Genomic DNA, 14,588 nt, shown 5'->3' with positions numbered 1-14,588 from the left:
TGTTGTCAAGCAGAATATCCTCTGGTGCTGGCTTAGGAAGAACAGTCACCACGATCTCAACTGTCAACGCTTCTGTATTCAGAATTCCTGATGGTAAATTAATGATTGCCGTTAGTGGATATTCTCCATTCCCGAAGACATACAGGGTTTGTAAATCCCATGTGATCGGTAATGCTAGGAATTGACCATCAGTTGTCATTACTGTGACTGTGGAAGGTAAACCTGGATAAACTCCCCAAACTGTCTCGATTGGGGCAGGCTGCATGACCGCCTCAATCACCGCAGGGATAATCTCAAAATCTGCGCTTGTATATACAATCTGATAATTTCCTCCAGCTGCTAAGCTTCCAAGATTAATTGGATATGTTCCTACGACTTCACCTGTAGCTCTTGTCAGATTACCAGTCAATACTTGTTCATCATCACCAGCTGCAAAACCTGTTGCAAAATAGCTCAATACCGGATCAGCCGTTCCAAAGATTTTGGACTGCCCTTCATTGGCTGTGATCGTCAGAGTAGCTTGTGTTACTTCCAGCTCTCCATCAACTAGCGTGATGTCATAATTCGCATCAAGACCACCTGATAAAGTAATTGGATAAGTACCTACTGCTGAGCTTGCTGTAGCGGTTGTTGCAATACCTGGCTCTGTTGCTACTTTCTCGTCTCCATTCACCAAACCTGTGTAAGTGAAAGTCAAGGCTGGATTTCCTTCGGCGTAGACTTTCGACTTGTTCTCAGCTGTGATGGTTACCGCTTTCTGACCAACTGTCAGTGTTCCATTAACCAAAGTGATATCATAATTCGCATCTACTCCACCAGTTAAAGTAATTGGATAAGTTCCTACTGCTGAGCTCAATATTGCCGTTGTTGCAATGCTAGGCTCTGTCGCTACTTTCTCGTCTCCATTCACCAAACCTGTGTAAGTAAAGGTCAACGTTGGATTAGCTTCTCCATAAACCTTGTTTTTGTTCTCAGCTGTGATGGTTACTGCTTTCTGACCAACTCTCAATGTTCCATTAACCAATGTGATATCATAATTCGCATCGAGACCACCCACTAAAGTAATTGGATAAGTTCCAACATTCGAGCTTGCTGTAGCACTTGTTGCGATGCTTGGCTCTGTTGCTACTTGTGTATCTCCATTAACCAAACCTGTGTAAGTAAAGGTTAAGGCTGGATTTTCTTGTCCATAAACCTTGATTTTGTCATCGGCTGAGATGGTTACTGCTTTTTGATTTACAGTTAATGTTCCATCAACCAAAATGATGTCATAATTCATATCTAACCCACCCACTAAAGTAATTGGATAAGTTCCAACATTCGAGCTTGCTGTAGCGGTTGTTGCTATGCTTGGCTCTGTTGCTACTTTCTCGTCTCCGTTCACTAGACCTGTGTAAGTGAAGGTCAAGGCTGGATTGGATTCGCCATAAACCTTGTTTTTGTCCTCGGCTGTGATCGTTACTGCTTTTTGACCAACTGTCAGTGTTCCATCAACCAAAGTAATATCATAATTCGCATCTACCCCACCAGTTAAGGTAATCGGATAAGTCCCAACACTTGAGCTTGCTGTAGCAGTTGTTGCAATGCTTGGCTCTGTTGCTACTTGTGTATCTCCGTTCACCAAACCTGTGTAAGTGAAGGTCAAGGTTGGATTGGATTCGCCATAGATTTTCTGCTTGTCGTCTGCCGTGATGATCAAGGCTTTCTGACCAACTGACAATGTTCCATTAACCAAAGTAATAGCATAATTCGCATCTACAGCACCTGATAAAGTAATCGGATAAGTCCCGACATTTGAGCTTGCCGTAGCAGTTGTTGCTATATTTGGTTCTGTCGCTACTTTCTCGTCCCCATTCACCAAACCTGTATAAGTAAAGGTCAAGACTGGATTGGCTTCGCCGTAAACTTTCGACTTGTCCTCAGCTGTGATGGTTACTGCTTTTTGATTTACAGTTAATGTTCCATTGACCAAAGTGATGGCATAATTCACATCAACACCACCTAATAAAGTAATTGGGTATGTTCCGACATTTGAGCTTGCTGTAGCACTTGTTGCAATGCTTGGCTCTGTTGCTATTTGTGTATCTCCATTGACTAAACCTGTGTAAGTAAAGGTTAAGGCTGGATTTTCTTCTCCATAAACCTTGTTTTTGTCCTCGGCTGTAATGGTTACTGCTTTTTGACCAACTGACAATGTTCCATTGACCAAAGTGATGTCATAATTCGCGTCTACGCCACCCACTAAAGTAATTGGATAAGTTCCTACTCCTGAACTTGCTGTCGCAGTCGTTGCAATGCTTAGTTCTATAGCTACTTTCTCGTCTCCATTCACCAAACCTGTATAAGTAAAGGTTAAGGTTGGATTGGCTTGGCCATAAACCTTGTTTTTGTCCTCGGCTGTAATGGTTACTGCTTTTTGACCAACCGTCAATGTTCCATTAACCAAAGTGATGTCATAATTCGCATCTGCTGCTCCAGTCAAAGTAATCGGATAAGTTCCAACATTCGAGCTTGCCATAGCAGTTGTTGCGATGCTTGGCTCTGTTGCTACTTTCTCGTCTCCATTTACCAAACCGGTGTAAGTAAAGGTTAAGGCTGGATTTTCTTCTCCATAAACCTTGTTTTTGTCCTCGGCTGTGATGGTAACTGCTTTTTGTCCAACTGTCAATGTTCCATTAACCAAAGTGATGTCATAATTCGCATCTAGCCCACCTGATAAAGTAATTGGATAAGTACCAACATTCGAGCTTGCCGTAGCGGTTGTTGTAATGCTTGGCTCTGTTGCTACTTGTGTATCTCCGTTCACAAAACCTGTGTAAGTGAAGGTTAATGCTGGATTTCCTTCGCCATAAACCTTGTTTTTGTCCTCAACTGTGATCGTTACTGCTTTTTGTCCAACTGTCAGTGTACGCTGAACATTCTCTGCCTCAAATTGAGTGTCGTCTCCTGCCTGTGAGGCTGTAATGGTCGTGCTTCCAACCTTAAGTATCGTGGCCTGATTGCCGGTTATGCTTACCACTGTCGGGTCAACCGCTGTGTAAGTGACAGTCAAACCCCTATCCGTCTCAGCATCCCCTAATGTGAATGTTTCATCTCCATAAGTTTTGGTGGCAATTTCAGGGAAAGTGATGGTTTGCATCTGTTTATTGATTGTGGAGAATCTCCAAGTGTTGGAGTCTTCGGCGATACCTGCAAAGTCATTGTCGGCAATATCCTTTACAAAGCCTGCAGAAATGCCGACCGTAATCATGGTATTCACAGGTAGAGTGATATCCAAGTCAAGCGTGAGTGTCAACTGATTCTCGGAAAGTGTAAATGCATTCCGGTCCTCTGTAATGGATAGGTCGTAAGTTCTGAGCACCGAACTTCCGTTATTCACTGTAAATGTGCCTGTGGTACCCAGTACTACCTTTTCGTCAAAAGTTGTGGACAAGGAAGGCTGAAGCTCCACATCCGTAGCATTATTTGCTGGCACAAGAGTCGAAACCAGAGGAGCCGTCTCGTCAGTTACCGTGATTGTATAGCTTTGTTCGGTAAATCCAGCATTATTTTCAGCTCTCAATACTACCGGATGATCTCCTATATCTGACTTAGCTGGAGTTCCTGTCAATATTGCACCTGTCTGGAGACGGTACACTTCATTTGTATTGTATTTCGCATATACCAAAGCGCCACTTGAAGTGAAAGAAAGACTCCAAATATTATCAGTTGCTAATAAAGAAACTACCTGAAAAGAACTAAAATCTGAAGTATATTTTCTTACTCCTCCACCTGACATAGATAGATAAAAATTATTGTTTCTATCCTTTCTAATAGAAGAAACATTATTCGGCAAACTTAATACTGAACTAACAGTTACACCGTCATATTTCAAAATTCTTCTATCTGACCATGTTGCTATGTAAAGGTTTTCTTCATTGTCAAATGTTAATCCAAAGGGAGTAATGATTCCATTGGTATTAGATAGAACGATATTAACTGCTTTAGTAGGTTCATCAATTTTCAATATTAAATTAGAGTTAATATCCGTTGCATATACGTTATTACCCTTATCAATCAACGATGCTATTCCACCATAGCCCGTAAGAAAAATCTCTTCATCTGCCATCGGGTCATTTAGAGGAATTCTTGTAATAGAGTGAGTAAGATCTCCATATCGTGGGACATAAATGTATCCATTGGCGATATGTAATGCAACTATAAAACCTGACTTCATTCCTGACTTCCAAGAAGTTGTAGTTCCATCAGGCTCAATTTTAAAAATCTCGGTTCCATTTTGACGAATGGCATAAATATTTCCGTTTTCGTCTCCAGCCACACCTGATAAACTCACTCCAGCAGGTACATTGCCATACAGAGTTGCACTATTTTGACCATCTGAACTGAAGGTCAACCAAGAAGGTAAAGTTGGGGCAGTAAGGGTAGTTTCCAGATCACCTTCTGTAGTAGCTACCACGCTATAACTATATGACTCACCGTAAGGTACTGTGGTGTTTGGTGTGGAGGTAATCGTGGGAAGATTAGCAGTAATTTCCCCAGTTGTTACTACCGTATTCTCAGGTGCTAAATAATTTGCAGCATCAGCTCCGTCTAGCGTGTAGACCACTGTGATTGTTTTACCCGTGCCTACTGTAGCATCAGCATAAGTCGCAAGCCCACTCACGGTCACATCATCACCTGGCTCAACTCCATCTAAAACAATATCTGTAATCGAAGCAGTATTGGTTCCATCATGGGTTTTGGATAAAGTCAAATTCTGACTCGCTATAGTCAGGTTTTTCGCTGTAATAACACCATCGGTCACCACAAAATTGACAGGAGATATATAATTAGTGGCATCCGAACCATCTAGCGAGTATATCACTGTAATTGTCTTACCTGTACCAACATAGGCATCATTGTAGCTGGCAAACGCAGTCACGGTAATATCGTCGTCCAGGGATACTCCATTCAGCGCTCCAACCACAACCTCCGCAATTGCAGTACCGTCGTAGCCTTTCGTTTTGGTTAAGGTCGGATCAGCAATGGTCAGTTCCTTCTTAGTTATATTAAATGCCGAGGAGATCGCCGATGTAAGTCCGGTCGATGCCGCACTCAGAGTGTACCCTTCGCCAACCTTATTAATACTCAATCCGGAGAATGTGACCAGACCAGCGTCCGCATTAACGTTTACTGTACCAGCCAACGTTCCGCTTCCAGCGTTATTCGCAATAGACATAGTAACCGAAGAAGTGTTGTTGATCACCCGATTACCATTTGCATCCAAAATTTCAACGGTGATAGTGCCGGTTGATGACCCAATAGCCGCGTTCTCAGGTTGTGCCAAGAAGGCTAGTTGTGTGGCATCACCAATACCTGTTGAGGTAAAGGTCAGTGGAGAGCCACTTAAACCAGTACTGCTGGCTGTCAGCGTATTTATACCCGCAGTGGAACCCAGAGTCCAGCTACCTAAAGTAGCTATACCGCTAGCATCGGAAATCGCTGTCCCACCCGTAATACTACCTCCGCCTGAGGCCACAGCGAAGGTTACCGATACGCCGGAAACTGGATTGCTATTATCATCCGTCACCAACACACTAGGGGCTAAAGAAACTACAGATCCTGCCATAGTGTATTGATTTTCTCCACCATTAATTGACATTGTTGTAGCTGGAGCACTTACTATTAAATCCCACTGTGTCCCGGTAGGGTTTGTTAATGTCCAAACTTTTTCCCCAAAAACACCACTTGTACCAGAAATAATATTACTTGCGTTAATTCCACTTAAAACTGCAGCGTAAGTACCGCTGGGCAAAGTACTTGCTGGATCAATACCAAAATTTAAAGTTGATGAACCAGGATTTGTAAATGTAATTTTACCAGTTTTAGAACCATCTATATAGACAAAGTAATTAGTTGGTAGATTCCCATTAAAATTAAAGTTGCTTTGAGAATTATATAAATTGGTCACCGCAGTACCTGAAATACTTCTGGTAGAATTATTGTTATTAATTACTCCATAATTTTTTAAAGTTGTTATAGTTGCGGAAGAACCATTTATTGCAGCAAAGTCACTTCTGCAATTTCTTATAGTACCATAATTAATTAGAGTTGTAATTGTCCCTCCATGCTCAATTCCAAGTATATTGTTACAATTTGTACCTCCAATTCTTCCCGTTGAATTGTTTGTAAGACTATTAATTGTTGCACCTGAGTAAATCCTAATTGAAGAAAAATTTCCTTGTATAGAACCATTATTCACCAAATCCGTCCCAGATGAACCACTATGAAAATGAATAGCCCGATCGGTTCCTGAAATAGATCTAGAAGCATTATTTGTTAAAGTAATAGGGGAATAAAAATTAATCCCTCCTTTACCACTCATCGTACCATTATTAATAAAATTTGTTTTGACGCTACTATTAAACGCACTCATAATAGCGCCGCCAGTTGATGATCCAACCATAGATCCATTATTAGTGAAATTTGGAAGAACAATAGAAGTACTACCAGAACCTGCAGTCGCCACACTATTTGTATTTGAAAGAGTCACTCCTGCATTGACCACAAAATCTTCACCACCAGCAATCACTACAGTAGAACTAGTGCTTGTTGAAATAACTTGAGCATGAATGGAATTGTAGGAAAAAGCAATAAGGAAAAAGTGTAATTTTAGAAATTTACTAAAATCTGGAAACTTTCTACAATTGATCAATTGTAAACATCCTAAGACTTGTTGAATTAAATTGAACGTAAATAATTTTTTCATACCCGAATAAGTTTAGACGTATCCTTCATTTTTTTTATGATTCATTTGTTACAAATCACACCAAAACCAAGTCATTTTTCAACTTTTACATGTTTCAAAATCTGTTTTTGAAACACAAAGTCAGAGAAGTCCAATAACCAAGATTTCAAATGCAGAAAACAGATTATTAAAAATTGGTACGGATCCACCGTCCAATTCCAAAAGTGCGATATTCAACTTAAAAATTCATGATTAGTGGCTTTGAACTGATATTAAAACAATAAAAATTGGTAGATTATGAAGATCTACAAAAAACGGATTTCAACAAAAATACAGGGAGTAGGATCAGGAGAATTCAGGAAATCCTAAGAAAACTATTCATATTATAAAGGAGATTCTTGAAAATTCTTCCAATACTCTGAAGGACTACAGCCCTTCGCTTTTTTGAAAGCATTAAAAAATGTAGTCCTTGAATTAAACCCTGAAATTTCACCCAATGCTACCAATGTAAAATCATCAAGATAGCCTTCTTCAATTTTGGAGACGGCATAGGCTATCCTGTGCTGATTCAAAAATTCTTTGAAATTTGTATTAAACTCTTTATGGATAACTAATGATGCTAATTTTGGAGAGGTGTTTATTTGGCTGGCAAAATGATTTAAAGTCAGTCCACTTTCTGTAAAAAGGTTTTCATCTTTCAACTTTGAAATAATCTTAGACTTGGTCAATTCTATTTCCTCTATAGAAAAAGCTGCTAAAATTTCTGTCTCTATTTTTTCGCTGTCTTCTTGCTGAATTGAATCAACCAAATGCGATGGGCTAATCCTTGCTTTTGTCTGCTTGCTTAATGTCATTTCCTCATCACCTTTCTTTTCACTACTTGTTCCTAATCTGAAATTCACGAATATATTTAATCCCAAAAGACCCACGAGTGAAGTTCTCCTCAAATAATAATTCTCTACTGACAAATCTATTACCTCAAGTAAAAGCAAGGACTCGAAAACAGCATAAATAAATTGAAATGAAACTAACCAACCTAAACAAATCAGTATAACAAATAAGTCTCTTTGAACATGTTGCTTCCAATTACTTAAAACAAGTAACCTAGTACTTAACTTTTTTACTAAATGAACAGAATAGATAAAATACAAGGTCTGAAGGAAAATCCTAAAGAGATAATGAAATTGAATAGGAATAATTCCATCAGCTTCAGAATTTATCTGAGAATGATCAGTGACAATTGTAGCAGCAAAAACTGTTTTTGTTTGAATTGATTCAAAATAAAATGGAAGCAAATCAATAAGGTGAATCAACGCAGGAAGAAAATGAATAAAATCTTTTTTTGTTAATCCAGTCTTATTTTCAACGGCATTCCTAATAAAGAAGTAAAAAAAAGGCGCACATAAATACATCAAAGGACTGAGCGTCCTCAATAGTTGCGGTACTTCAACGATATATCCCGCTTCAAACCAAATGTAATAAATCACCAAGCAAAAATTGTAGAAGAACAATGAAGTATTGAGATATCTATACTTCAGCATATTATTCTCCTTTTTGAAAATTAAAATCAAGCTATTGAATGTAGCAATAGCCAATAGGATGATGACAAAGAGTAATTGAAACTCCATATTCGTTAATTATTTTTATGCATATCAGCTTTCATTCCAGTAGCCATCCAAAATAATATAATCATCAGATTTAGATCATCAGTTGACCGTTATCCAAGAACTGTTGACAATTATCCAATATAATTCAGGTTTTCAAGTTAATTACTGACGCGATTGCGGATAATCATTATTATTTTTTTAAAAGAAGAAAGGCAATTAGCTTCTCTAGAAATAAAATTAGTATTTAATCACAAAAAGTAAGTATTTCAAATACATTTTTTATCAATTGAAAAAATTAAACTTATAAAAACCAAATCCATTTTTTATGAAATCAACAATAAACATAGCTTATTTTTTAGCTAAAGCCATTTATATAATAGAGTCCATTTGGTTAGCTTCTTGGACATATCTCAAGAGGGAATGACAATATTTTTTCTCGCCAATAGATCTGATTCTGCAAGGATTATTCTATCGACTACATCAGGGGCGATGATCGGCGTGGTAGGACTTTTTAAAATTTATTTTGGCAGTTAGCTTTTGCTTAAAGCAGAAACTTCTCAAAACTTACCAAAAAGAATAGGATTTCAGCGGCTACCACGACATGATCGGGAGATCCTTTCCCTTACTTATCTGCCTATAAAAGCTGTAAATAGGAAATTGATTATCAAAGACACCCGGAACTTAATTCTGATCTAATTCTCGCTTTCCGATAAAAATATTTGATTTTTTATTAAGGAGTTTGAAAAGCCCTTAGAAAATCCAGTTAACCCTATAAAAGGAGAGCGTTGGTTTGGGCCTTTATTTTTTATAACAATAGTATTACGACCTAATTTTAAGTCCCTTTGAATCACCAAATCAAAACTTCCTTCTTATCATCTCTGATATTCTTCTTGAAAAGAGGAATCACCGCCAGGAATTCATGAGTAGTGTTTGGAAGCAAATAGGACTTGTTCATTGGTAATTCATAGACATAGCCAATCCGCATCATCGGAAGTAAGATGCCTAACTGAAAATTGTTCGCATAATCGATTCGATGCCCCGCTCCTAGCCAGATCTTGTCCATCATCAATACTTTGAAGTTCAACTCAACATTGTCTGGCAAATCTTCCTGACTTCTGTACATGAAATTGGTCGCTATCGCCAAATTTTCATTGATCGCATTTCTATATCCAGCTTGCACGATTCCAACTCTTGGCTTCCGCTCCATAAAAACATCACCCGAGTTGATCGCTCCCTGATTCACATTGTGCATTGCATAAGAAATGTAATAATTCGGATGGGTCAAGGCCAAACCAATGTTAAAATCCACTACCTGCATATTGGCAAATCCATTCAAGTATTGCGCAATTTTTGGATCATTAGATTGCTCAGTCGTTAGACTATTTCCATCCAATCTTACTCGATTGTAATTAACGCCCATTCCCAATCTTAGTGAAGTCTTCTCCGCAATCTGAATCCTTGAGGCATAAGAAGCGATCAATTCTGTCTCTAAAAATGCTCCATATTCATCATGTAGGATATTTATTCCTAAGGCATTTTTGTTAGCGTCTGAGCCCTTCGAAAAATCTGCAATATCAAACTCGAGCGAACCCACATATGTCATCGGTGCGCCCTCAAAGCCTGCCCACTGATTGCGAACAAGCCCACGGAAGTTCGAACCTTCATACCCCGTCAAAGCGGGATTGAAGTAACTCTGCATGTGGCTGAACTGAGACACGTATTTTCTAGATTGAGCGAGAATATCTGTTGTAGTTACTAAGACTATTCCTATAAATATGATGAGTGTTTTTTTCATGATATATTTTTTTATTGTACTAAGTACAAAGTCCCAAGTACCAAGTCAGAGTTCTAAACTCATTCAGTGGTAATTCTTGGTACTTTGTACATTGTACATCGTTCTTATTTCCTTATTAAATTCAACATCCCTTTTCTCACTTCTCCTGTTTCTCCTACTTCTACTGTCCAGTAGTAAGTTCCAGTTGGCATATCAGTTGAATTGAAAGTACCATCCCATCTGACATCAGGATTCTCAGTATAGAATAGGCGCTTTCCACTTCTTTCGAAGATCTGAATCCTTACTCCTTTATAGAATCTCAATTCTTTTATTCCCCAAGTATCATTTACATTGTCTCCATCAGGAGTGAAGGAATTGAAGATTTCAATATTGCTAACCGATGTCCTATTTCTGATGATGGTAAATTCCTTTTCAAGAATATTTCCGTCTCGGTCCTGGACGCGAACCAAAATCTTAAATTCTGTTCTGCCATCTGCTCTTTCTACTGAGTTCCAGAATAAGGTTCCATTGTTGATCTGGAAATACACATTGTCAAAGGCCAAATCCGCCAATGAAATATCATGCTGATTATCGATTGGGTCGATTACGGTCAGGTTACCCACTGCGATAAAGTTCAGTCCAGCATCCGCCTCAAAACTGTTGTTGTCAAGCAGAATATCCTCTGGTGCTGGCTTAGGAAGAACAGTCACCACGATCTCAACTGTCAACGCTTCTGTATTCAGAATTCCTGATGGTAAATTAATGCTTGCCGTTAGCGGATATTCTCCATTCCCAAAGACATACAAGGTTTGTAAATCCCATGTGATCGGTAATGCTAGGAATTGACCATCAGTTGTCATTACTGTGACTGTGGAAGGTAAACCTGGATAAACTCCCCAAACTGTCTCGATTGGAGCGGGCTGCATAACCGCTTCAATCACTGCAGGGATAATCTCAAAATCTGCGCTTGTATATACAATCTGATAATTTCCTCCAGCTGCTAAGCTTCCAAGATTAATTGGATATGTTCCTACGACTTCACCTGTAGCTCTTGTCAGATTACCAGTCAATACTTGTTCATCATCACCAGCTGCAAAACCTGTTGCAAAATAGCTCAATACCGGATCAGCCGTTCCAAAGATTTTGGACTGCCCTTCATTGGCTGTGATGGTCAAAGTAGCTTGTGTTACTTCCAGCTCTCCATCAACTAGCGTGATATTATAATTCGCATCAATGCCACCTGATAAAGTAATCGGATAAGTTCCAACATTTGAGCTTGCCGTGGCACTTGTTGCAATGCTTGGTTCTGTAGCTACTTGTGTATCTCCATTGACTAAACCTGTGTAAGTAAAGGTCAAGGCTGGATTGGCTTCGCCATAGATTTTCGACTTGTCCTCGGCTGTGATGGTAACTGCTTTTTGTCCAACTGTCAATGTTCCATTAACCAAAGTGATGGCATAATTCGCATCTACTCCACCTGATAAAGTAATTGGGTGACTTCCAACATTCGAGCTTTCCGTAGCAGTTGTTGCGATACTTGGTTCTGTTGCTACTTTCTCGTCTCCATTCACCAAACCTGTGTAAGTAAAGGTTAAGGTTGGATTTTCTTCCCCGTAAACTTTGCTTTGGTTCTCAGCTGTGATGGTTACTGCTTTTTGACCAACTGTCAATGTTCCATTAACCAAAGTGATGTCATAATTCGCATCAAGACCACCTGATAAAGTAATCGGATAAGTTCCAACATTCGAGCTTGACGTAGCAGTTGTTGTAATGCTTGGCTCTGTTGCTACTTGTGTATCTCCATTCACCAAACCTAAATAAGTGAAAGTTAAGGTTGGATTGGCCGCCCCATAAATTTTGCTTTGGTCATCTGCCGTGATAGTTAGGTCAGCTGGAGTAACGGTCAAAGTACCATTTACCCGTGTGATTGCATAGTTCGGATCTGAACCACCAGTCAGTGTGACATCATAAGTCCCCACATTTGAGTTTGCAGATGCTGCCGATGTTATACTTGGTTCTACCGCAATTCCAGAATCACCATTAACTAAGCCAGCGTAGCTGAAGGTCAATGGAGGATTTGCTTGGCCATAGACTTTAGATTGATCATCTGCTGTGATCGTGAGGGTAGCTGGAGTAACGCTCAAGGTTCCATTCACAAGCGTAAAGTCATAGTTCGGATCTGAACCACCACTTAGCGTGATCTCATAACTTCCCACATTGGAGCTGATTGTAGCTTCAGTGGATATGCTTGGTTCGGTCTGGATTTGCGTATCGCCTTCCAATAGGCCTTCGTAGCTAAAGGTGAGGACTGGATTGGCTTGACCGTACACTTTGCTTTGGTTATTCGCTGTGATAGTGACTGCTTTTTGTCCGATAGTCAGGGTTCCTTCTACTCTTGAGATCGAATAGTTTGAATCTGAACCTCCGTTTAAGATAATTGGATAAGTGCCTGCTGGTGAGGTTTCAGTAGCCGTTGTAACAATCGTTGGTAAAGTCTGGATTTGTGTATCTCCATTAACAAGACCATCATAGGTGAAGGTTAATGGTGGATTGGTCGTATTAAAGATTTTCTGTTTATCATCAGCTATTAGCCTCAACGGTGCAGGTGAAATTAGGAAAGGGGTAGTGCTGATCAACTGTAGATTGTAATTGGCTCCTGCACTTAGTGTTCCTAAGTTAAACGCATATGTTCCAACGTTTTCTCCTGCTGTTCTGCCAAATGTTCCTGAAAGGATCCCTGTTATATCATCTCTTCTAAAGCCTGTTGCAGTATAGGCAAAATCTGGATCAGTGTCTCCATATACTTTTTCAAGCTCGTCTACTTCGATCGTCAGAGTCGCTGGAGTTATCGTAAAGACTTCCGGGTTAAGTACCAATTCATAATTCGGCCCTGCATCCAGATTCCCTAATGTATAGGAATAAGTGCCTGCATCTTCCCCAGCCTGCCGGGTAAGTGACCCTTGGATGATGGTATCATCATCCCCTAGTTCAAATCCGCTGGCGGTGTAACTAAGGGTCGTCGGATCCTCATCCCCATACACTTTCTGTTGATTTGCATCTGGGGTAATAGTCAATTGCCTAGGCACATCATTATCCGCAATCGTCATGGTAGCCTCACTAGGCTCACCAATTGTAACCAATGAATTGTTGGTTGATACCAGCCTGATAATTACTGTTTCATCCCCTTCTACATCCAAATCATCGATTACCGAAACAGGAATAGACACCGTGCTAGTATTGCCTGGGAAAAGGAGTTCGACCCCAATCGACATATAATCAACTCCCGAAGTGGCCGTACCTCCAATCTCAAGAGTCACCGTGGTGTTTGCAGCAAAGGTATTATCAGTTGTTATTTCAAATAATCCGTCATTCCCTTCTTCGTCCGCTTCTTGAACTACCCTTATCGTCAATTGGGCAGGCAAGAGTTTCTCCACCGTATCGGATACTGGTAATCCTTCATTACCGGATTCATCTGTTAAGGTGACAGTTAAGGTTAATTCTCCATCGGGAAGATCCTCTACCACGATCCCGCTGATGAACTGATCGCTGTTAGTTACTTCACCGATTCCGGTAATCGGGGTTCCTCCTGCACTACTGGTTATGGTATAGGAAAAATCAGCTCCAATTTCACCATCAATCAACCTGAACCTGAAGTTGTTCTGGTTGACTCCATTGATTCGGTCTGTAAGAATGGAAACCGAATAGCCTGAGGGTAGTTGGGTATCAATGGAATAGTTATTGGAATTGGAAACTCCTATTCCAGCATTTCCTCCCTGATCAACATACCCGGTATTATTCAGTGAAATCAGATTGGTAGCATCTTCAACGCCAGAATCCGGAGTTAATGTTACCGTCCAAGTTATTCCTCCATCGGAAGTACTCAAATCCGATATGCTTCCGTTTTGAACGGTAAAATCATCAATTGCTAATCCTGCAATAGGTTCCGAGAAAGTAATCGTGACAAGACTTGTTTCCCCAATAGACAATTGTGTATCTGCTACCACTACAATTGCGGTGGGAAGCTGGGTATCGATCGCATAATTATTAGAATTTGTGGTTCCTGTTCCAGTGTTTCCTGCCTGATCAGCATACCCGGCATTATCTAATGTAATCACGTTAGTGGCATCTGCCACACCGGAGTCCGGAGTTAATGTTACAGTCCAAGTAATTCCTCCATCAGAAGAACTCAAACCCGATATGCTGCCATTTTGAACGATAAAATCATCAATGGCTAATCCGGTTATAGCTTCCGTGAAAGTAATTGTGACAACGCTTGTTTCTCCAGCTCTCAATTGTATATCTGCAACCACTACTGTTGCGGTCGGACGCTGGGTATCAATCGTGTAATTATTGGAATCCGTGGTGCCAGTTCCTAAATTTCCTGCCCCATCAACATAGCCAGTATTATCGAGTGTGATCAGGTTGGTATCATTTTCAACCCCGGCGCCTGGTGTCAAAGTAGCGGTCCATGTTATCCCTC

The 14,588-nt window shown here is 40.1% G+C and carries 4 protein-coding genes; all 4 read right to left on the bottom strand.

Features of this window, described 5'->3' with window-relative positions:
* Positions 1-6,748: MBG domain-containing protein (locus tag IEV57_RS15200; RefSeq protein ID WP_188443902.1), on the bottom strand; the 6,748-nt coding region annotated here is incomplete at its 3' end.
* A 362-nt stretch (positions 6,749-7,110) separates the two neighbouring features.
* Positions 7,111-8,355 carry a helix-turn-helix domain-containing protein gene (locus IEV57_RS15195; RefSeq protein WP_188443901.1) on the bottom strand — a complete coding sequence of 415 codons (1,245 nt, stop codon included), beginning with the start codon at positions 8,353-8,355 and terminating at the stop codon, positions 7,111-7,113.
* 826 nt (positions 8,356-9,181) lie between these two features.
* Complete coding sequence (locus IEV57_RS15190) at positions 9,182-10,129, bottom strand: PorP/SprF family type IX secretion system membrane protein (protein WP_188443900.1); 948 nt, start codon at positions 10,127-10,129, stop codon at positions 9,182-9,184.
* A 104-nt stretch (positions 10,130-10,233) separates the two neighbouring features.
* The coding region (locus tag IEV57_RS15185; protein WP_194383028.1) for an MBG domain-containing protein at positions 10,234-14,588 on the bottom strand (4,355 nt) is incomplete at its 5' end.

Source organism: Belliella aquatica (genome assembly GCF_014637795.1).
GTDB lineage: Bacteria > Bacteroidota > Bacteroidia > Cytophagales > Cyclobacteriaceae > Belliella > Belliella aquatica.
Note: the sequence above shows the minus strand (reverse complement) of the source record. Positions and strands in the feature narration are given on the sequence as shown.

What these genes read in the sequence shown, in the direction of transcription:
- IEV57_RS15195 (WP_188443901.1), bottom strand. Translation starts at nt 8,355, where the DNA reads ATGGAGTTTCAATTACTCTTTGTCATCATCCTATTGGCTATTGCTACA.
- IEV57_RS15190 (WP_188443900.1), bottom strand. Translation starts at nt 10,129, where the DNA reads ATGAAAAAAACACTCATCATATTTATAGGAATAGTCTTAGTAACTACA.